Source organism: Azohydromonas aeria, from assembly GCF_009760915.1.
GTDB classification, from domain to species: Bacteria; Pseudomonadota; Gammaproteobacteria; order Burkholderiales; family Burkholderiaceae_C; genus Azohydromonas; species Azohydromonas aeria.
Window position 1 is genome coordinate 20195 of the sequence record NZ_VIDQ01000044.1, and the last position, 19674, is coordinate 39868.

Here is a 19674-nt window from a genome sequence, read left to right on the forward strand (position 1 = left end):
CTCCTCCTCAAGCCGGCTATGCGGCCTTCCTGGTGCTCTTGCGAGCGGCCTTGTCGGCCACGGGCAGGCCCAGCGCGGTCTTGAGCTTGGGCCCGTTCAGGTTCATGCCGAGCTGGCGCCGCGCCTGGGCCACGCGCTCGGGCTTCTGCTGCTCCACGGGGCCAGCGCCGACGAACACGTCGTCGAACAGCGCCAGCGCGGCCTTCTCCAGCACGCCGCGCCAGGCCTCGGCGGTTGCCAGGCGATCCGTTGCAACGCCGTCACGCGCCACGTCCAGGCGCTGCTTCAAGCGACGATAAAAGCCCGGCTCCGTGCGGCTCCAGAAGCTGGCGTCGATGTGGCTGAAGTCGCCGCGCGCATCGGCGCTGAACCAGGCGTCCTTGACGGCGTTGCGCAAGTACGTGGCCGCCAATTCGGCACCGGAGAGCCAGTTGCCGACCTCGGCCTGCAGTTCCTTGCTGGTGTCCGGCGCACAGTCGCCCAGCCCATACAGCGGCAGCATCGCGTCGTACCAGCAGCGGGCCTTGGCGTTTTCCATGTCGAAGCCGAAGGCCCACAGCCGCAGCCGGTCGGGCAGCCGCCGCGTGAGGCGGCCCAGCATGTGCTCCACCGTGGCCGCGGGCCGCAGCTTCTTCTTGTCGGTCTGTTGCCCCAGCACCCATCCCAGCCAGTGCCGGTAGCCGATGCCGCCGGGCTGGGGATGCAGCGCCAGCCATTCGCCCTTGGCCTCGTAGTACGGAGACAGCGGGTGGTTCCAGGGGCCCTTGTAGTTCAGGCCGCGGTTGCGCGTGACGTAGCGCTGCACCAGGCGCTCGGCGTGCCGGCCGCACAGGTCGCACTCGCCCGGCACGGTGCTGTCCAGGTCGAGCCGGATGCGCTGGGGCATGCCCCAGTACACGTGCGCAGGGTGAACCTGGATCGGCGCCGTGGGCCCTTCTTCCTTCTGGATCGCGCCTTGTTCCGCCAGCCAGGGAAAGCTGAAATGCGCTGCTATCCTAGACGCATCGCCGCCCCCGGCCATGTACACGTCGCGCTCGCGCACGTTGAGCCACAGGCTGTGCCAGAGCGAACGCGGCTGGTCCGGCGTGGAATGCGTGACCAGCAGGGTCGTCAACGGCCCTCCCCCGCGCAGCCCCGTGCGGTAGCCCACGCCGCCCGCGGGCGCGTTGATCTGCAGCGTGAACAGCGCCAGCGCAGCGCAGTGCGGACACATGGCCTGCATCTGTCCGCGCTTGACGAAGTGGTCCGTGTTGCGCTTGACGGCGTTGTCACCCGGCGACTCGATCAACAGCGCGCCGATCGACAGGGCTTCGCCGTCCTGCCCGCGCAGACTGAAGTCTTGCATGAAGCGCGCCTCGTCGCCGCCGAAGCGGAAAGCGGCGGCATGCGGCTCGAACCACTGCCGCAGCGTTGCGGCATCGGGCGGCGCCTTGAACAGCCGCTGCCATTCGCCCGGACTGTTCATCGGCGTGCTGACCTGGAGCAAGCCGATGGCGAACTGCATGGCCGCACCATTGAAGTCAGGACGCGACGCATCGAAGGCAGCGATGCCAGGGTCGGACAGCTGCCCGGGTCTGATCCAGTCGCGCGTGCCGTCATGACGGCGCACGGGCAACCATGCTTCTTCAAGCAAGTCCATGAATTCCTCCCTCTTTAACGTCAGACAGCGAACCGTCTTGCGCCGGCTATGGCCAGCTTCGTTGCGCCTCTCCTCCTCTTTTGTTGGGAGGCAGCCTCATCATAAGCGCCCATCGTTTGTCGTCAAGTGCTTTGCGCGTAGCGAAATAGAAGTGCTTTGCGCTCGGCGAAAGCATCGGCCATTGAGCAGACGGTGGGCATCGACGCGTGCAACACTTCAGGCCGTTCCCACACCCGTGGGGATGAACCGTGCTTGGCGCGAGGCGATTGCGCAAAGCCGAAGTGTTCCCCGCGTCAGCGGGGCTGCGCGCCGGACGCTTCGCCGTCCGGCGCCTCCTGCTCCACCAGCCCGAACCGTTCGTCGTAGCGCCACGTCGTCAACGGTGCGGCGTGCCCCTTTTTGTCCGGTGCCCCGTGCGCGTGTCCGATCCAGCACCCGCTTTTGAGCTCCAGCGCGAGGATGACGACCCACTTGCCCTTGCCGGGCAGGCCCTCCCGGACGGCTTGGAGCGCTGCCAGGCGATGCGGTGAATCCGGTTCCGGCGCACTCACGATTCGCCGTGCCGCGATGCGCACGCTGCTGTAGGCCCAGGCATGGCGCGGCTTTTCGTGCGGATACCAGGGCCGCAGCGTGTCGCCTTCCCAGCGTGCCAGCAGCACCTCCACCGTGTCCTCGCCCAGGCGCGAAGGCACCTTCGCGTCATCGAGCCAGTCGATGGCGCCGCGGGCGTAGCCGCAAGCGGGCTTGACGCAGTTGTCCTTGGCCTGGCTGGCATCGCAATACATGCGCCCTTCGGCCTGGTTGGCGTGGAACTGCAGTCCATCAGGAGACTCGGCATCCGCTCCGAACACGCCTTCGACGAGACCACGCGCATCGGCTGGGATCTCCACACACCGATCGCGCAGCGCGCGCGCCGTGAGCCAGAGTTGCCCGTGGTGCGGATACACGCCGGCTGCCTTGGGGAAGGACTGCTTAACCCAGTTCGCCGCCGGCTCCTCAGTCCACGGCGGAGCGAAGACCCACACGCAAGGCTCGCCGCGCCCATCCCGGGCACCGCGCTCCGTGATGCGCCGGCCCTGAGCATCGCGCACGTGCCGGCGCAGCCGGCCCGCGCGCTGCAGCAGCCGGTCCATAGGCGCCAGGTCCGTGACCAGGACGTCGGCGTCGATATCGAGGCTCTGTTCCGCGACCTGGGTACAGATCAGCAACCGGCCGCGGCGCTCTTCAGGAGTGCTGTCCTTGCCAAAGCAGCGCAGCACTTCCTTCTCAATGGCCAGCCGGTCGCCCAGCGCGAAGCGGGCGTGGAACAGCATCCGCTTGTCCGGCACCATGCGCGGCGCAAACAGCTCGTGCGCCGCCAGGGCATCCGCGACGGTGTTGCGAATCCAGGCCACACATTGGTCGGCAGCCAGGGCTTGTTCGATGAGCTCGGCTACCTTGTGGCGCTCGCTCAAGTAGCGCCAGCTCAGCGTGCGGCACACGTCGGGCCGCGTGGCGATTTCCTTCTCGTCCAGCCGCTGCGGCGACGCAGCGGCCCAGGACGTGACGAGCGGGAAATCCTCCTTTTCGATCCGCGGCGCCTGGGCCTGCCCGCAGCCCTGCGCAAAAGCCTTGAGCAGCGCCTGCTTCATGCCCTGCGGCAGCGTGGCCGACAGCAGCACCGCGCTGCCGCCGCCCTGCGCATGCAGGCGCAGCAGTTCTTCGAGCACGCCCTGCATGTAGGCATCGCAGGCATGGACCTCGTCCACCACCAACACCTTGCGGAACAGCCCCAGCAGCCGCAGCGACTGGTGCCGACTCTGCAGCGCGCCCAGCAACGCCTGGTCGATAGTGCCCACACCGGCCGGCGCCAGCAGAGCGCGCTTGCGGTGGTCGGCCAGCCACGCGGTGCATCGCGCGGTGGCGGTGTCGTCCTGTTGCGCGGCGTCCTTCTCTTCCTGTCCGGGGCGTACCACCGAAGCCGCGAAGTCTTCCACCAGTCGGTCCTTGCCGTGCGCCAGCACCAGGCTGGCGTCGTCACCAAACAGCCGGGCGTATACCTGCGCGATGCGCCCATACATGGCATTGGCCGTGGCCATGGTCGGCAGCCCGATGAAAAACCCGTCCGCCACGCCCGCAGCCATGAGCCGGTGCACCAGCAACACGGCCGCCTCGGTCTTGCCGGCACCGGTCACGTCTTCAAGGATGTGGAGTTGCGGCCCGTTGACCACGGGTAAGTCGCGGGCCCAGGCCTGCAACGGGGACGGCTCGTCGATCGCGGGAAATAACACATCGAAACCCTGCGGCGCCACGCTGGACACGGGCAGCACGCCACAGTCGTCTAATGCCTGGGCCGCCTTGTCGCAGGCTTCCTTCCAATAGAAGCCGAGTGACTCGGAGGGTTCGGCGCGGTAAGTGAACACGTCGGCATTGGAGCCGATCCAGTCCGACAGCACTGCCAGCCCGGCGACCCACCAGGACAGTTCGATACTGGCACGGCGAAACGCGTCAGCGTCCTGCTGCTTGGGAATGCACCACGCTTCATCGTCCAGGAACAGGCGGCGTACCTCCTGGGTGAATGCAACGATGGCGGGTGTGTCTTCATGCTGGTGAAAGAAGAATGTCCAGGGCTTGCTGTCTTCGTGCGGCGGCTGTCCGTGATGGCCCGTCACGGCCCGGACCCAGGCTTCGATACCTTCCAGGCGATCCCAGTTGTCGTCGAAGCATCCTTCAGCTTCCAAGACATGCTCCAACTCGCCTTTCCAAAACAGCATGCCTAAGCTGTCATGCCGCAGGCTGTAGATCTTGTCCGGCATCGGATCTCGCTTCTTGAGCCAGCGCACCAGGTCCTTGCGCTGCCTCTGGAACGCCTCGGAGAATTTGCCCAGGTCGTGAAGCGCCATCCAGAACGCCATCCAACCGTACAGCGCCTCATCGTCATCGACGTGCAGCAGCGCCTTGAAATGCGCACGCAACGTATGGTGCCGGCGCAGGTACTCCACCGCCACCGCTGCCACATCGAGGCAATGGAAGGGCAGCAGATGGCAGACGGCGCTGTCTGCGTGGGCCGGCTTGGCCTTGCCCCAGTAGCGCCAGTACGTCGACGCGGACGATGGCAAGCCGTCACTCGCCATTTGGTAACCGCCCCTGGAGCCGCCGAGTTCAAGCATCTCCGTACCTTCTTCCCTTGTTGCCATACGTGCATTGTTCGTTTTCCCATGGCTCATGGGGTGAGCCTATCGCCGCGGCGACCGCTGCGTTGCATACAGCCCATCGCAGGACAAAAATCCCATTGACCAGTTGTGATCTGCTCACGCCATGGGCCTCGCCGAGCGTGTTGACAACCACCGCCAGCAGCCGGCCAGCGCACGCACAGCAGCGTGCCGCCGCGGGTGAGCTCGATGTGGATGTCCGAGGTGCTGCACGCCGTGGCTTTGTCGGCGGCAGGGGCGGCCGACTCGAACTCGACACGGATGAACTGCACCGGCGTAGCAGCGGCCGGCTCACCGGCGGCAGGCAGTGCGCGGGTCGCAGTGGTCCTGGGCGCGGGCAGCCCAGTGCGCTTGATGCTACGACCAACCAGCCACTTGCGCAGGAGATTGACGTTCAGGCTGTGGGCCAACGCGATGGCCGCCACGGATGCGCCGGGCTGCTCGCACTCGGCCAGAACCTGCGCCTTGAACTCGGCGCCATGAACACGCCTCTGGGATTTGGGTTGCATAGGTGCCCACCTGTTCGAATTGGTGGGCGCCATCGTCACGAGCACTTTCGCGCCGTTCAAGATGGAGCGCCTGGACGCTCACACTTCATCTTCGGCGCGGTGTTTCTACTGCGCCCGGTCGTCACCGCCAGCACCGCGCGGCTCACCACCGCGTCGGTCGTGGCGCTGCTGGCCGTGGCCATCCTCGGCCCGGCGCTCGTGCAGCTGCTCGTGTGGGTGCTGCCGCAGGCGCCAGAGCTGTCACTGGCGCCGCAGACCACGATGCTGCTGGTCTCGGGTCTGGTGGCGGTGGCGTTGATGCTCGGGGCCACGCTGGAGCAGGTGCAGCCCCCGCCGGTGACGCAGACGAGCGCGCGCCAGAGCCGCGTGTCGCTCAACGTGCCGCCGAGCCTGCTGCTCGACGAGCTGGAGCGGCACCTGCAGGAGCAATGGGTCGAGCGCATCCCCAACCGCCGCTACTCGCTCATCCGCCCCGTGATCGACCCGCAGCTGCACGCCGGCCCCTTCGCCGGCGAGCTTATGGAGGAAACCCAGCCCATGCCCATGGCCCGCACGGCGCCGGCGAGCATCGCCCAGGCACTGCGCTCCAGCCGCCATCGCTTCCTGATGCTGCTGGACCTCTACGCGGCGCTGCTCATGGTGGTGGCCGTGGGCTGCGCGCTGGCCTTCGTCTACTCGGTGGACGAGGGCCAGGGCCTGTCGCTGCGGCTGCTTGGGGCGTCGTCGATCTTCCTGGTGGTGGCGGCGTTCTGCTTTCGGTCGTCGAGCCGCCTGTGGGGCCGCTTCGACTTCGAATCGGTGCTCACCTGGGTCGAGATGGAAGGCACCTACCAGACGGCGAGCCTGGGCACGGGCAACGCGCTCACCGGAAAAGTCCAGTCCTCCAACCAGATCGTGCGCTCGGAGTCGATGCCGCTGCGCGTGTGGCGCGCCCGCATCGAGTCGGTGGCTTTCGGCAAGGACAGCACACGGCAGGTGACCGCGATGTTCTCCACCGACACCGAGGCGCAGGCGCTCTCCGACCACCTGATCGACTTCGGCCAGTCGCGCGCCAGCCTGGTCGCGCCGGGCAGCACCGGGGACCTGAACCGCATTCACGCGCTGGCCAACGCGGAGCGCGCGCTGCAGGGCAGCATCGCTTCGCCCGCGCAGGACCGCCTTGCCGGCGACGTCGCCGCGGCGCTGGGCAGCGAGATGGCGAACTGCCAAGTGCCCAGGTACCTTAGGCCAAACCTCGGTTCTGCCCGGCCTGTGGCCACAGGAACCCGGCCCACGCGCGCTTATGCATGGACTGCGGAGCGAAGATCGAGGGCTGAGCCAAAAACTGGGCCCCTGTGCCTGGATACTGGAGCGACGCAACAACCCGCCCTGCCCGATGTGCGCGAACTACGAGGTCACGACGCCGCGGCACCTGCGCCTGCACCTGCAAACGCTGGAGCCCACGTTCTCCTATCCCGGCGAGGCGTACCCAGGCTCCAAGGCCGTCTTTGTCACGGCGGGCGAGAACGAGCAGGCCGACTTCTCGCCCTGGCCGGGCGTCTTCGGGCTGCAGCCGTCCTGGGCCAAGGACGACAAGCTCGCGCGCGCCACCTACAACGCCCGTAGCGAAACGGTGGCCGAGAAGCCCAGCTTCCGGCAGGCATGGAAGGCCAGGCGTTTCTGCCTCATTCCGGTCCAGGCGGTGTTTGAGCCCAACTACGAGTCGGGCCACGCGGTGCGCTGGCGCATCGCCCGCCAAGACGGAGCGCCATTCTTCCTCGCCGGCATCTGGGAGGAGGCGCAGCGCCAGGAGCAGCCGCTGTGGTCGTTCTCGATGCTGACCATCAACGCCGATGAGCACCCACTGATGCGGCGATTCCACAAGCCCGGCGATGAGAAGCGCTCGGTGGTCATCGTGCCGACCGCGGGGTGGCAGGACTGGCCGCATGCCGACGAGCGCGAGGCCAGGTCACTGCTGCGGCCCTTCGATCCTGAAGAGTTCACCGCCACCGCGGCACCGCGGCCGGCGCGCAAGTCGGCCAAGGACCAGGTTGCGAAGGACGATCCGGCCGCGTGACGGTGTCGCGTGATCGCATCGCCTTAGGTCGCCGCGGTTGCAGTGCCTACGAAGTTGTAGGCCAGGGATCTCGGCCACGCCACGTAGCCCGCCTCCATGTCGGCCGAAAAGCCCGCCTCGGCCAGCAGCCGCGGAATGTCCCGGGTGAGATGGCAGCCTCCGGCAATCCTGCTCCAGTACGGCTCCAGCCGGGCCTGCCAGCGAGCTACTGGCTCATCAGGCGCCAAGCCATGCTCGGCGAACAGCAGCTTGCCGCCCGGCTTCAGCACCCGGCGCATCTCGCGCAGGGCTTCGGACGGGTTGCTGATGGAGCACAGGCTATAGGTGCAGGTCACGGTATCAAAGGAGCCCGATTTCGCGGGTAGCTGCTCGGCGGAAAGCCGCAGCAGTTCCACCGGCAGGCCTAACTGCTGGCTGCGCCTGCGGGCGATCGGGTGCATCTCTGCCGCCGGGTCCACGCCGATCACCTTCTCTACCTTGCTTCGGTCGTAGAAGGCCAAGTTCAGCCCGGTGCCGATCCCGATCTCAAGCAACCGCCCGGCCGCCAGAGGAATTACCTTTCTCCGCTGGCGCGCGATAGGTGCAAGGCCGCACGCGAAGTCCAAGAGACGCGGCAGTAGATAACGGTCGTACCAATACGGCGAGAGCGGCATGACAAGCGAGGGAGGCTGACACGGAGACAGTACCCTGCCCTGCCATGGGAACAAAGCCCAGCATGCACGGCACAGGCCATTCGCTCATGGTCAGGAAGCAATTCGGCAGCTTTCCTTCGCAAGAATAAAAATGGTTTGGAAGCATCAAGCAAATAATTTAGCGAGAATAGGAATTCGCCGCTCGCGACTGACCACACTAGGGAGGTAACAGCTTGCGTCCAGACATATAGCCGTGACACTCATTCGACAGCAAGCTTCATCACAGCGCATATCGAGATATGGAAGGCAAACATGAGAATTCGGTGCATTGTTTTAGCCGTCTACGCATTTTCGCGAATGCTTGACCTGCCTTGGCCCAGGGTAGGGAAGAAAACCGCTGGAGCATGCAAATCGGTCCAGCACGTATTGGCTTCCATGAGTCGGCGGCTCTCGTCGTTGCCGGCGCGCCAGTACCCGGTGCGGACGCAGCACTGCAAGACAACACGACCTTGGCAGCGGGAATCTCGTACCACTTTGCGCCTGCCTGGTCTGCCGGGCTGACCATCGGCGTGCCGGCTCGCACGCGCATTGCGGGCACCGGGGCAGCTGAGAGCTTTGGAGAGATGGGAGCAGGTCGCTATGGTCCGATGGCTTTTACGTTCAAATATGCCTTAAACAACTTCGGACGGTGGCATCCCTATGTAGGCGTAGGCATCACGTATTTCGTTGTTCTCAAGGAATACGACCGCTTCATTAACTACCTGCAAATCGACAACGCCTTCGGCTGTGTCGTCCAAGTAGGAGTTCAATACGACATCGATTCACGGCTTGGCTTGTTTTTCGACGTGAAAAATCTCTATGTCAAAACTTCGCCCAGAGGAAGTCCTCCTGCTCTCGGCGGCGCACCGATCAGCGCGGATGTTCGCCTGAACCCTGCCGTTTTCCATGTGGGAATTTCATACCGATTTTGATCAGCACCCAGCGGACTACAGACTGAGTTCCAGCTCTTTGCCTGATCGTTCCGTGGGGTTACCTGCATGCGCATAGGCTGAACCTCTAGGCCGGTTCCGCCGTTCGGTCACGCCCAACCTGTATCGTCCTCTCGAAAGAAGTACTGCTACCTCCGTGCCGTGCCTCTATGGTTGAGACACTGGTGTGCCACATTCCGGGTTAACCCTGACGTTTCCAGCAAAACAAACCTTTTGTTGGAAAACAGGCGTCTCGTTACAAGCAGGCTGTGACCTCATGGTGCGACGGTAGATGCCATCGGTTTTCCATTGCATTTGCATGGACCGTGCTCCTTCAATCATTGCCAACTTCGACATGAGTACCGAAATATCCATGCTCTGCGTACAGTGCCCGCATTGCGGGCACGAAGCCGAAGATTTCTTCGAGGTTCTCGATGCTGATGTGCTCGATGACATGCGCTGCGAAAACTGTAGCAAGCATTTCTCCTTTGCCTTGATGGAGTGTCATCGCTGCGCCAACGAGCAGATTTTCACTTGGCCGCACGAGCCTTCTGCCTCGGCGTTGGACATGCTGACTTGCGAAGCCTGTGGAAGCACTTTCAGGTATAGCGATGAGACAGAGCAGAACGAGAGACAGTGTCGAGGATAGATCGCGACGGCAAGTGGCGTCTCTGGACGGTCGTCTTAGTTTTGTTTTACAGCGAACACGTACTGGCGTACATGTGCAGCGCAATGAAAAGGTAAATGCGAAGTCGCACGCGGGAACCATTTCATTGCAGATGCTTTTTACAACGGAAAGCGAATTCCGGCGTTTCTGCGAAGCGGATGACACACGCTTCAAGCAGCCTTTGACCTACCAAGCGTTGACCAGGGAGTTCCATGATCTCCTCAGCCTTGAACCCTGATAAACCGCAGCGACTGAGTGACGTCGTCAACGCAGAGGGTTACGCAGCCCGAGCCATAGACGTGATTCAGCACGTCCATGATGCCAAGGACGAGGCTGCGATGCTTGAATTGCTATACGCAGCAAAAGTTGTTCTGGGAGCCGAGCACGCAGTTTTCAGCAGCTTTATCCGAGACGACGATTCCCATGAAAGCTTCCGCTTCCTTATTGCTGCCGATCCGGTCTGGTGTGTGACCTACCAGCAAAAGGCCTGGTACGCCAAAGATCCATGGCTTCTGTACGCAATGACGGCAACCGAACCAGCATGCGACACCAGCATTCCTTTGCGTACAAAATCGCAGCGTGAGGTACGCTCTCTGGCTGAGCAGTTTGGCATGTCCTCTGCGTATATCGTGCCGGCTCCTTCAGGAAACGGGATTTCGAGACTGGGGGTACTGGTTCTCGGCTCCAGCGTCCCGGGTTATTTTGAATCGTCCGCAACAGCTCGCCTACAGGTACTGGCCCAAGGACTGGCAATGGGTCTGCATGCTTGGTGGGTGCGGTGGTTTCGCAAGGAAATCATCCTGACCTATCGCCTCAGCGGTGAAGACATCCAATTGATGAAGTTGGAGCGTGAGGGGAAGTCCACTAAGGAAATTGCTGCTGCCTTGGGCATCAGTCCGGCCAGCGTGGACAGCCGGTTTCAGCGGCTCAACGCCAAGTTCAACCAGCCCAATCGCCGGGCAACGGCACAGCTGGCTGCCGAGTACGGATTGCTTCAGGACGGGAATGAACCGGCCTGAATTGATCCATGGCAGCGGCTACCTGCTCATCGTTGTGCCTCCGGTCTTGCTGGCGCTGAGTGCCGCCCTGACGCTGCCGGCATTGCCCTTCGTCTGCTTGATCTTGGTAGCGCCCTTGTTGCGGCTGGTCTTTGGCGACGCACCGACCCAGCCGCACTGGAGCGAGCCCGCGGCCTCGGCGCTGGAGATAGTGCCTATGGGCGGAGCCATCGTCTTCCTGGCGTCGCTTGCCTACGCCGTGTGGGCTATCGGCCGGCAAGACTTGGAACCGCAGGACTGGCTTCAGTACGGACTGAGCCTGTGGGCCGTGGCCATCTTTTCCAGCTGCTATGCGCATGAGCTGCTGCATCGGCCCCGTGCGCCCGTGTCCAGGATGCTGGGCCGGCTGGTCAGCGGAGCAATGGGCTATCCGCTGCTGGAGCACGAGCATCGGGAGCATCATGCTCACGGCGTAGATGTCGTCGAGGCTGACTGGGCGCGCACGGGCGAATCACTGTGGCACTACACCGGGCGCCGCTTCAAGCGTGTGATGCATCACGCCTGGGAGGGTGACCAACTGGCGGCGGCGAGGAACGGTCATCGCTTGGCTGGTGGGCTGCCCCTGGCAGTCGCTGCGACATCGCTCACCGCCGTTCTTTTCTATGTCGCCGCAGGCGTCCCGGGCTTGGTCATGTACGCGGCCGTCGGGCTCGGCGTGGCCTGGACGATGCACGCGATGACGTACGTCCAGCATTGGGGCCTGGGGTCCGATGCGGCGCCGGATGCCTGGGAAGGCGGCTATGCCTGGGAAGACGGGTGCAGGCTGCAGGCTTGGCTGACCTTGTGCATCAGCTACCACCAAGCTCATCATCACCGCGCGACGGTGCCCTACTACCGGCGGGAACTTGCCCCAGGATCACCACGCCAGCCGGCCGGCTACGTGGTTCTGCTCTTTGCTGCCATGGTGCCCCCGCTGTGGCGCTTACTCATGTTGCCGGCGCTTGAGGCTTGGAAGCGCGACCCGTACCGCCAGGAGTCTGCCGGCCGCCGGCTCATCTGCTTTACTAAGTAAGTCGTAAGTAAAGCCTCATGGATAACATGAGGGATGCGCTGCAAGAAGACGATCGACGCCCGGGCCTACTCGCACGAGATGCTGGAGCAGATGCGCCGCGATGCGGTCAAGCGGGTGGAGAACGGCGAGAGCCCGGAGGCAGTAGCTGCCGGGCTGGGCATCAACCGGCGCACCATGTACCGCTGGCTGCAGGCGTACCACTACGGCGGTACTGGTGCTCTGGCAGCCAAGCCCATCCCCGGTGCACCGACCAAACTCAGCGCGCAGCAGATGGCCGAGCTGGCGCAGCTGGTGCGCGATGACACGCCGCTGCAGCACAAGTTCGAGTTCGCGCTGTGGACGCTGGCCATCATTCGCGATCTCATCAGCAAGCGTTTCAGCGTGAAGCTGAGCGAGGTCTCGGTGGGGCGGCTGATGAAGCGCCTGGGCTTGACGCCGCAGCGCCCGCTGTACCGGGCCTGGCAGCAGGATGAGGCGTTGGTGGCGCAGTGGCGCGAGCAGGAGTTCCCCAAGATCGCTGCGCGGGCCAAGCGCGAGGGTGCGGTGGTGCTGTTTGCAGACGAGTCGGGCATCCGCTCGGACCACCATGCGGGCACTACCTGGGCACCTGTTGGTCAGACGCCGGTGGTCAAGGCCACCGGTGCCCGCTACGGGTTCAACATGCTCTCAGCGATATCGGCCACGGGGCAGCTGCGTTTCATGACGGTCGAGGGGCGCGTCAACGGCACGGTGTTCCGTGATTTTCTCGGCCGCCTCATCACGGGCATGGATCGCAAGATCTTCCTCGTCGTCGATGGCCATCCCGCGCACAAGTCCAAGCTCGTCAAGCGCTTCGTCGAGGACAACGTCGAGCGGTTGGAATTGTTCTACCTGCCGCCGTACTCACCGGAGCTGAACCCTGACGAACTCGTCTGGGGTCATGTGAAATCCCGTGTGGCCAAGGCCACGGCGCAGACCAAGGACGAGCTCAAGAACATGGTCTACCGCGCCCTGCGCCGCCTGCAGAAGCTGCCCGGTGTCGTTGCGGGTTTCTTCCACGCACCCACTTGTCGATACGCTGCTGGGTGAGGCTTTATTTATGACAGGCTTAGTAAGCGCGGTGCAGGTGCCTGACACACAGCGCCCTCAGCCAAAGCGCTCGGCCAACTGCTTTGCCACCTCCACCAGGCGATCCGGCCCCAGCAAGTCGAGCTCGATGCGCGGTGATTCCTCTGCGGCCTTGTAGTTACGCCGCGTTGAGCGCTCGTAGCAGAGGTCGTAGTGATGCGTCATGACCCTGGCGAAGAGCTCATCCACACGCCCGGTGTTGGCCAGCTCGCGCCAGAGGTTTAGTTCCTCGCCACCGACGAGCGGTTTCAGTGGCTCCAGCAGGTCCACCAACGTGCCAGGATTACTGGCTAGGTGGGGATAGTCCTCCCGCCAGAGGCGCACGCGCTCGTCCATCGGCGCCGAGACGTGAATGGGAACTGTCTGGTGCATGGCCTCGAACAGCGCATCAGGCAGCTGGACGTTGCCAATCTTCTTGGACTCGGCTTCTACCCACACCGGGCGGCTCGGGTCGAGACTGCGCATGTACTCCAGCAGCAACGAGTCGAACCACTTCTGCGTCGGCTGGGACTTGCCGGGAAGCTTCCCAAGCAGCGAGCCGCGGTGCGACGCCAGTTCCTCGAGGTCGATGATCTGCTGGCCAGCAGCAGCCAGCGCGTGCAGCAGCCGTGTCTTGCCACAGCCCGTGCTGCCGCTGAGCACCCTGTACTCGAAGTGCCTCGGCAGCACCTCCAGGCTCTCACGGACCCAGCGCCTGTAGTTCTTCCAGCCGCCCTTGATCACATCGACGTTGAAACCGATGGTCCGCAGGTTGTCCGCCCAGAGCTTGCTGCGCTTTCCGCCCCGGAAACAGTAGACCAGCATGCGGTCACGCCGGTCGAACTTGGCGATCAGCGGCTTGATGTGGTTGGCGATGTTGCGCAACGAATACTCGACGCCGATCAGGTACGCCGCATGGGTGTCCGTCTTGTGCAACGTGCCGACTTCTGCGTATTCCTCGTCATTCACGACTGGCAGGTTGACAGCCCCCGGTACATGGTCCTCTTGATACTCACGAGGGGAGCGAGCGTCGATTACCAGCGCGTACTGACTCCAGTCTGCGACTTCCAGCTGCAAGGGACTGGGCAGGGAATCAGCGATGGGACCTGATTCAGTTTTTTGCATACGCTACTGTTTGTGAAATTCCGCTGAATTTCAGCCGAAATTCATCGACGGATTTCGGGGAAAACGACCATAGAGTTTGCCTCAAGGGTGGCTTGCGCCCTCAGTCGCTGGAAAGCGTCAGGGTCGCGAGACAGGGGATTTCCCTTGCTGTGAATGCGCTGCACAAATCAGAAGCCTAGTTGAGAGCGCAACAGAGCAAGCGAGTAGTTGAGGCGAGCTGTGGAAGCTTCGTTTGGTTCTGCCTGCTTTGAGGAACGTTACTTGGCCACTGATCCCCTCACGGGGCAGCCTATGGGTTTTGAGGCTTACGTTCCCATGCACCATCTGATGCAGCGTCTTGCTGACAATCTCACATGGGAAAACCCAGACGGGCTGTTTTACCGTAGCAGCGACGGTAGCCTGGGATACGTTCCCCATGCCTCACCTCCGCTGCAACCGTCCGACGAACGGCGCACTATGGGGCTGATCTATTGAGCGAGCGTCCGCGTGCACCCGCCGTTTGGTGCCAACAGGAACGCGAGTGCCGGCGCAACTTGATACTGGTGGCCCCAGCTTGGATCAACGCGCGGTCCACGTGATGGTGGTGAAGTGCGCATCGAGCCAGTCGGCCCACTTCACGGCCTTGCGCGTGATGTGTCCCCGGTAGATCGCATTGAAGTGCGGCGTGCGCGAGTGGTAGTTGGCGGCCCTTGTCCACAGCTCGCCCTTGTCGTAGCGGATATGGCGAGCGAGCCGCCAAGCAGCGAGCGTGTACGGGTAGCAGCCGCGGGCCACGACGTCCTCGGGCGTGATGCCGTAGCGCTCCAGCTCGCGCAGGTAGCCGGTGCTGAACTGCATCGGCCCGACATCCACAGCGCCGTTGGCATGCCGCACCCACTGCCCAGGGCGACCGTTCTCCTGCTCGGCCACGGCCAGCATCAAGTTGGCCGGGAGCTGGTAGCGCACCGCGGCGGCGATGGAGCACACCACGCGCTCCTGCTGATATGGCGGCAGGTCAGCAATCGCGGCCAGCATCAGCGCCACCACCAACCGTTGCGCGCCTGCTCGGCATCCTCGACCGCGATCCGCGCGTTGTACTCGGCCAGCACCCGGTCGTAGTCGGCTGGATCAGCCCACAGGCCCCCACGGTCCGGCACGCCCACATACCGCGGCAGAAGCTGGTCCCTGGGGTACGCCGTGTTGGGGTGCGTGTAGATCGCCGTGCAGTGGGCCGGCATGACGTTGCTGATCATCAACACCTCCACGCCGGTGATCGGGCTGATGCCCAGGTAGCCCAGCGTATTGAGGTTGGCCGCGTCGCACTGGCCGGCGCCCGCCGCCAGCGCGGACACCAGCGTGCGCATGCCGTCGTTCTTCTGTGCGTCAGGGCACAAGTTCAGGAAGTCGTGCCGTGCGCGGATCGTGTCGCGCAGCTTGCGCTTGCGAATGGAGAAGTACCTCTCCAGCGAGGGCTGGCACGCAGACTCGTTGGACCCCTGCGAGGACGACAGGCACATGATTGCCTCGCAGGCCAGCCGCGTGTCGCCGGTGAACAGTGTCTGGGCCTGCGCCGGCCCGACCAGGCAGATCCCGGCCAGGGCAGCAGTCAATGCGCGCTTCATGGCTGGTCCCTTCCGTCATCGAACTGCTCTTCGCCGTCAAACGTGTCTGGGTCACGGGCGGCGAAAGCCGCAATCTCGTCTTCCGGGGTGACAGGCCTGCTGCTACCGGAGAGGGCGTCATCCTCGAAGTCCGGTGTGTCATCGCTGCCCGCCTGCCGCTGCGGATTCAGCGCTGCGGCCAGCTTCGCGCCGGGCGTCTCGGCCACGCGCTCCTTCCAGGCTGCCTTCGTTCCGTCCAGCTTGGACTTCGCCATCTCGCCGACACGCGCCGCGAGAAGGTCGCCCGCGGCCGACATGCGGCGCGTGAATGACGGCGCCCCACCGTCAAACCCGGCAGCTTGCGCATAAGGCGTGCTGCCCGTGCCTGAGCCACCGGAACTCGGGCCGCTGGCCTCGGTGCCGCCACCACTCGTTCCCATATCCCCGCCGCCGTCGCTCCAGAAATGCCCAGACGAGCCTCCAGCGCCGCCGCCGTCGCTACCCCCTTCGCCACCATCGCCAGCCGCCTTGAGGGCCGCCATGAGGGCCTGCGCGCCGCCTGCGGCCTGGGCAGCGCCGGCCATCGCCATCGCCAAGCCCATGCCGCCAGCGGCCATTGCCATGCTGGCCGCGCCAACCAGGGCACCACCACCCATGTTGCCAATGCCCGACGTACTGGTGTGGCCGCTCGCCGGACCGGCGAGCATGGCCGGCAGCTTGTTGGTCAGCACGAACAGGATGACGGCCACGAAGAGCATCACGCCAACTTCCTTGATCGTCTGCCCGGCGCTCATGCGCGCGTAGTAGTCGTCGATGAACGTCTTGCCGATGCCGACGAGCAGCACCATGGCGAAGAGCTGCATGCCCACGCCGAACACCATCCAGTAGTAGCTGATCGCCTTGTCCGAGGTCCAGCGCCCGCCGCCGAATCCCAGGTAGAACATGCCGCCATACGCCAGGAGCCAGGCCGCGCACAGCAGCAGCAGCATGTTCACGGCGATCAGCCCGAGCACGATCATCACGCCCAGCGCAGTGACGATGCCGACCGTGGAATCCACGGGCGACATGGGCGATGAGTTGTCAACGGCCTTGTAGAAGATGGCGAAACCGACATCCACGATGCCGGAAGGCGCCAGCTCCCCGTTGCCCAGGTTTGCAGCCTCGGTCGCCATCCTGCGCAGCCCGGTGATGATCGTCGTGGAAAAAACGGGCGCGTTGATGAGCAACCACCAGAAGAGGCCGGTGGCCATCAGGAAGCGGATCAGCTCCGCGAACAGCTCGCCAAAATCGGCCCGGCGCAGCAGCATGAAAGCCATGGTGAAGGCCAGCGATATGGAGGCCAGCACCCAAAAGAGCCAGGTTGCATGCCGCAGGATCACGCCGCCCCAGCTGGCCGCGCCGGTTCTGAATCGCTCCAGCAGGTCGTCCGAGATCCCCGAGCTGTTGAGCTCCTGCGCTTGCGCCAACAGGGCCAGCGTCAGCAGCAGCAGCCCGAGGGCAGCGCGCCCTGGGTTGGTGAGTCTCATGGCGCGGTCACCAGGTCTTGTGCGGGCTGGGCTTGAAGGTCCCGCGGCGGAAACACCTGCCGGCGAGATCCTCGCGCTGTTCCTTCGGCAGCGTGCTCAGGAACTCCAGCCGGCAGTTCGCATCGTTGACCTCGAGCGGCTTCTCGGGCTCGGCGGGCGGCGAGCACGCGCTCAGCACGGCCGACAGCGTGGCGGCCAGGGCAATGGCAAGGCGGCGTGCCGTGCACATCACCAGCTCCGCGGCGGGCTCGGCACGAAGGTGCCGCGGCGGAAGTTCTCGCCGGCCGCCGCCTCGCGTGCCTCACGGTCGGCCTTCGCCTGCATCTGCGCCACAGCCGCGGTGTGCTGCGCCACCAGCAGGCCACGCATCTGCAGGAGCTGGTTGGATTGCTGGCTCGCCAGCATGTTCGCGTAGCCGATGGCCTCCATCTGCCCTTGCGCGCCCTGCGCACCGGCCTGGAGCTGCTGCAACCGCTGGGCATCGACCGCCAGCGCTGCGTGCTGCTGGTCCAGCGTGCGCACGAAGGCCTCGTTGGCCCTCTTCTGCTGCTCCGACAGCATGCGGTCCTTCTCCTGCAGCCGGGCACGCTCCGCGTGCGTGCACCCGTCCTTGCCGAAGCACGGCGAGGCGCGGTAGTCGCCCACGTCGTTGAACTGCCGCAGGTAGAAGTCGATGGACCCGAGCTGGCGCTTGTAGAAGGCCAGCGTGTCCAGCGCGCCGCGCAGCTGGTCCATGGTCCGCGTGGCTTGGTCCCACACGTAGGCGGCCGGCGCGGCGGCGTTCTTGATCTGCAGCGCGTACTGCTCAAGCTGCGTCCGGTACTGCTCGATCTGCTTCATCGTCTGCGCGACACTTTCCTGCGCAGTGATGGAGGTCTGGACGATGTTGGCCAGGTCCGTAGTGGGGATCTGTGCGTTCGCAACGCAGCTCACCGCAAGCACGACCGCGGTGGCGACATTGGCAATGCGGACTCTCATTGCGGGGGCCTTTCCTGATTGGTGGCGGGGCACTGGCACTGCTGCTCCAGCCTCTCGATGCGCTGCAGCATGAGAAGCATCTGCTCGGCCTGCTCCTTCTGTATCTGCAGCATCTGCCTGAGCACGTCCAGTGAGTTCATGGGCGCTGCGGACTGCGGGGTCTGCGGGAGGCTCCCTGCGGCCGTGGCCAAGGCCATGGGGTCTGTCGTGATGCCTGCATGGGCAGCGCTGGCCGCCAGAAGAAGGATGGTGGCGATCCTGGCTTTCATCGGGTGGCGCTCCTTCGGTAGTCGAAGGCCTGATAGGTGCCGGGCAGCTTCAGGTCCTTCGTGACGACGACGTTGAAGCGGAACCCGGGGCGGATCTCCAGCGTGGGAGACAGGTTGAGGTTCTTGGCGATCATCTGTGCCGTGACCTGACCGAGCTGCTGGCCCAGTGCCTCGCTCAAGGCGCTGCCGGCCGTGGGCGCGTACTGGCTCTGCCCGCGGTTCTGGCTGTAGGTGATGCCGCCCACGATGCCGCTCATGAGGAAGGCCGAGGCGAAGGTGCGCACGAGGTGCCGGTTCACCTTGTCCGAGAAGCCCGAGTAGCCGGCCGGATCGGCGCCGGGCATGGCGCCCAGGTCCAGCGTCTTGCCATCCGGGAAGACCAGCCGCTGCCATGCCACCACCACGCGCGACTGGCCGTAGCCCACGTCACTGGAATAGGCGCCGACGAGCTGCGTGCCCTGCGGAATCAGCAGGTGCTCGCCCGTGGCCGTGTCGTACACGTTGCGCGACACCTGTCCCCTGATCTGCCCCGGCAGCTCAGAATTGATCCCGTCTTGCAGGATCGCCGGGATGACGCCACCGGCCAGCAGCATGTATGGCGACTCTGGTGGGAGTACCTGCGCGTCGTGGGCCCATCGGTTGGGCTGGCCGTCGAACTGGGCCATGCCGGTGCGAGACGGGGCCGCGGCGGGCATCGAGCCGCCAGCACCGCCCGGCGCGGCGCGGAGCTGCGCCAGGCGCTGCTGGTAGGCCGCATTCACTTCCTGGCCCGCGTTGCCGGCGCCGGCGGCCTGCTGCTGCACCTGGGACAGGCGGGCAAGCATTTCCTCGCGCGAGGCCGGGGCGCCGCCCCCGCCGCCCGTGCGCTGCAGCGCTAACTTCACCGTCGTCGGGGCCTGCAGCGCCTGCTCGGCCATCTGCAGCCGGCGCTGCTCGATCTGAACAGCGACGGGGTCCGTCACCGGAGCAGGGGATCCGCCGCCACCGGGCGGCATCGGCGGCATGCCGGCCGCGCTGCGCCCAGGCGGGGGCGGCGGCGTGTCGAGGTCATCCCCGTGCGGGCGCGCGACCATGACAGCGCTGGCCGCGGGTGCCGGCGCGGGCGGCGTGGGCGGGGCCGCCGCTGGGACCACGGCTCCCTGGTACTGACCCGTGATGGCCTTGGCCGCCGACAGCGAGCTGGTGCCCGCGGTGGTCGGCTGCATCGCCTGCGCTTCCAAGTGCTGCCGGGCCGCGCGCTGCCAGGCCACGGACGCTATCACGGCCACGAAGAGGGACAGGCCGCCCGTTGCCAGGTAGATCGGCACGCGGTTGACGCGGCGCACGCCGGTACTGCCGGGCGACGCATCGGGCGACAGGAGGTCCTGCTGGGCCATGC

General features: G+C 65.0%; 18 protein-coding genes. 5 read left to right on the forward strand and 13 right to left on the reverse strand.

Going from position 1 to position 19674, the window contains the following annotated elements:
• Positions 1-16 precede the first annotated feature (16 nt).
• The 3 genes from casA to FJ694_RS22435 form a co-directional block, all read right to left on the reverse strand.
• Positions 17-1639, reverse strand: coding sequence for a type I-E CRISPR-associated protein Cse1/CasA (gene casA / locus FJ694_RS22425; RefSeq protein WP_157269548.1), 1623 nt, complete (start codon positions 1637-1639; stop codon positions 17-19).
• Between the two features lie 293 nt (positions 1640-1932).
• The gene (gene cas3 / locus FJ694_RS22430) at positions 1933-4788 is read right to left on the reverse strand and encodes a CRISPR-associated helicase Cas3' (RefSeq protein ID WP_198320939.1); all 2856 of its coding nucleotides are present in this window, start codon (positions 4786-4788) and stop codon (positions 1933-1935) included.
• 53 nt (positions 4789-4841) lie between these two features.
• Positions 4842-5399, reverse strand: coding sequence for a transposase (locus FJ694_RS22435; RefSeq protein ID WP_157269550.1), 558 nt, complete (start codon positions 5397-5399; stop codon positions 4842-4844).
• A gap of 1315 nt (positions 5400-6714) precedes the next feature.
• On the opposite strand from FJ694_RS22435, the gene FJ694_RS22445 reads away from it, so the two are divergent.
• Entirely contained in the window at positions 6715-7395 is a 681-nt protein-coding gene (locus FJ694_RS22445) for an SOS response-associated peptidase (RefSeq protein ID WP_157269551.1), read from the forward strand.
• 23 nt (positions 7396-7418) lie between these two features.
• Here the strand turns inward: FJ694_RS22445 and FJ694_RS22450 are convergent, their stop codons facing one another.
• Entirely contained in the window at positions 7419-8048 is a 630-nt protein-coding gene (locus tag FJ694_RS22450; RefSeq protein ID WP_157269552.1) for a class I SAM-dependent methyltransferase, read from the reverse strand.
• A 383-nt stretch (positions 8049-8431) separates the two neighbouring features.
• Here FJ694_RS22450 and FJ694_RS22455 point away from each other — a divergent pair, with 383 nt between their 5' ends.
• Positions 8432-8998: an OmpW/AlkL family protein gene (locus FJ694_RS22455; protein WP_157269553.1), complete on the forward strand. Its 567-nt coding sequence runs from the start codon at positions 8432-8434 to the stop codon at positions 8996-8998.
• A gap of 331 nt (positions 8999-9329) precedes the next feature.
• On the opposite strand, the gene FJ694_RS22460 is transcribed toward FJ694_RS22455, so the two are convergent.
• The gene (locus tag FJ694_RS22460) at positions 9330-9503 is read right to left on the reverse strand and encodes a hypothetical protein (protein WP_157269554.1); all 174 of its coding nucleotides are present in this window, start codon (positions 9501-9503) and stop codon (positions 9330-9332) included.
• 371 nt (positions 9504-9874) lie between these two features.
• Between FJ694_RS22460 and FJ694_RS22465 the strand changes: the two genes are divergently transcribed.
• From FJ694_RS22465 to FJ694_RS22475, 3 genes are read left to right on the forward strand one after another with little or no spacing between them, the layout of a single operon-like run.
• Positions 9875-10681 (forward strand): helix-turn-helix transcriptional regulator, encoded by an 807-nt coding sequence (locus FJ694_RS22465; protein WP_157269555.1) that lies wholly within the window; start codon positions 9875-9877, stop codon positions 10679-10681.
• Entirely contained in the window at positions 10668-11732 is a 1065-nt protein-coding gene (locus tag FJ694_RS22470; protein ID WP_157269556.1) for a fatty acid desaturase, read from the forward strand. The genes FJ694_RS22465 and FJ694_RS22470 overlap by 14 nt, the downstream gene beginning before the upstream one ends.
• Positions 11733-11765: 33 nt before the next feature.
• Positions 11766-12800 (forward strand): IS630 family transposase, encoded by a 1035-nt coding sequence (locus tag FJ694_RS22475; protein ID WP_157269557.1) that lies wholly within the window; start codon positions 11766-11768, stop codon positions 12798-12800.
• Between the two features lie 57 nt (positions 12801-12857).
• Here the strand turns inward: FJ694_RS22475 and mnmH are convergent, their stop codons facing one another.
• From mnmH to FJ694_RS22515, 8 genes are all read right to left on the reverse strand, one after another.
• Positions 12858-13895 (reverse strand): tRNA 2-selenouridine(34) synthase MnmH, encoded by a 1038-nt coding sequence (gene mnmH, locus FJ694_RS22480; RefSeq protein ID WP_375140247.1) that lies wholly within the window; start codon positions 13893-13895, stop codon positions 12858-12860.
• A gap of 606 nt (positions 13896-14501) precedes the next feature.
• Complete coding sequence (locus FJ694_RS22485) at positions 14502-14957, reverse strand: lysozyme family protein (protein WP_157269559.1); 456 nt, start codon at positions 14955-14957, stop codon at positions 14502-14504.
• Entirely contained in the window at positions 14957-15544 is a 588-nt protein-coding gene (locus tag FJ694_RS22490; protein ID WP_157269560.1) for a TrbM/KikA/MpfK family conjugal transfer protein, read from the reverse strand. Before FJ694_RS22490 ends, FJ694_RS22485 begins: the two co-directional genes overlap by 1 nt.
• A complete protein-coding gene (gene trbL / locus FJ694_RS22495; RefSeq protein ID WP_157269561.1) occupies positions 15541-17049 on the reverse strand; it encodes a P-type conjugative transfer protein TrbL in 1509 nt (502 codons plus the stop codon). The genes FJ694_RS22490 and trbL overlap by 4 nt, the downstream gene beginning before the upstream one ends.
• Before the next feature lie 7 nt (positions 17050-17056).
• Positions 17057-17278, reverse strand: coding sequence for an entry exclusion lipoprotein TrbK (gene trbK, locus FJ694_RS22500; protein WP_157269562.1), 222 nt, complete (start codon positions 17276-17278; stop codon positions 17057-17059).
• Positions 17278-18027, reverse strand: a complete 750-nt coding sequence (gene trbJ, locus FJ694_RS22505) for a P-type conjugative transfer protein TrbJ (RefSeq protein WP_157269563.1) — start codon at positions 18025-18027, stop codon at positions 17278-17280. The genes trbK and trbJ overlap by 1 nt, the downstream gene beginning before the upstream one ends.
• On the reverse strand, positions 18024-18296 hold the full coding sequence (locus FJ694_RS22510) for a hypothetical protein (RefSeq protein WP_157269564.1): 273 nt from the start codon (positions 18294-18296) through the stop codon (positions 18024-18026). Before FJ694_RS22510 ends, trbJ begins: the two co-directional genes overlap by 4 nt.
• Positions 18293-19672: a TrbI/VirB10 family protein gene (locus FJ694_RS22515; RefSeq protein ID WP_157269565.1), complete on the reverse strand. Its 1380-nt coding sequence runs from the start codon at positions 19670-19672 to the stop codon at positions 18293-18295. The genes FJ694_RS22510 and FJ694_RS22515 overlap by 4 nt, the downstream gene beginning before the upstream one ends.
• Positions 19673-19674 lie beyond the last annotated feature (2 nt).

Bases quoted from the DNA above. Each gene is read 5' to 3' on its own strand.
- casA (WP_157269548.1), bottom strand. From the start codon at position 1,639: ATGGACTTGCTTGAAGAAGCATGGTTGCCCGTGCGCCGTCATGACGGC.
- cas3 (WP_198320939.1), bottom strand. From the start codon at position 4,788: ATGCTTGAACTCGGCGGCTCCAGGGGCGGTTACCAAATGGCGAGTGAC.
- FJ694_RS22445 (WP_157269551.1), top strand. From the start codon at position 6,715: ATGTGCGCGAACTACGAGGTCACGACGCCGCGGCACCTGCGCCTGCAC.
- FJ694_RS22450 (WP_157269552.1), bottom strand. From the start codon at position 8,048: ATGCCGCTCTCGCCGTATTGGTACGACCGTTATCTACTGCCGCGTCTC.
- FJ694_RS22455 (WP_157269553.1), top strand. From the start codon at position 8,432: ATGCAAATCGGTCCAGCACGTATTGGCTTCCATGAGTCGGCGGCTCTC.
- FJ694_RS22460 (WP_157269554.1), bottom strand. From the start codon at position 9,503: ATGACACTCCATCAAGGCAAAGGAGAAATGCTTGCTACAGTTTTCGCA.
- FJ694_RS22465 (WP_157269555.1), top strand. From the start codon at position 9,875: ATGATCTCCTCAGCCTTGAACCCTGATAAACCGCAGCGACTGAGTGAC.
- FJ694_RS22470 (WP_157269556.1), top strand. From the start codon at position 10,668: ATGAACCGGCCTGAATTGATCCATGGCAGCGGCTACCTGCTCATCGTT.
- FJ694_RS22475 (WP_157269557.1), top strand. From the start codon at position 11,766: ATGCGCTGCAAGAAGACGATCGACGCCCGGGCCTACTCGCACGAGATG.
- FJ694_RS22485 (WP_157269559.1), bottom strand. From the start codon at position 14,957: ATGCTGGCCGCGATTGCTGACCTGCCGCCATATCAGCAGGAGCGCGTG.
- FJ694_RS22490 (WP_157269560.1), bottom strand. From the start codon at position 15,544: ATGAAGCGCGCATTGACTGCTGCCCTGGCCGGGATCTGCCTGGTCGGG.
- trbL (WP_157269561.1), bottom strand. From the start codon at position 17,049: ATGAGACTCACCAACCCAGGGCGCGCTGCCCTCGGGCTGCTGCTGCTG.
- trbK (WP_157269562.1), bottom strand. From the start codon at position 17,278: ATGTGCACGGCACGCCGCCTTGCCATTGCCCTGGCCGCCACGCTGTCG.
- trbJ (WP_157269563.1), bottom strand. From the start codon at position 18,027: ATGAGAGTCCGCATTGCCAATGTCGCCACCGCGGTCGTGCTTGCGGTG.
- FJ694_RS22510 (WP_157269564.1), bottom strand. From the start codon at position 18,296: ATGAAAGCCAGGATCGCCACCATCCTTCTTCTGGCGGCCAGCGCTGCC.
- FJ694_RS22515 (WP_157269565.1), bottom strand. From the start codon at position 19,672: ATGGCCCAGCAGGACCTCCTGTCGCCCGATGCGTCGCCCGGCAGTACC.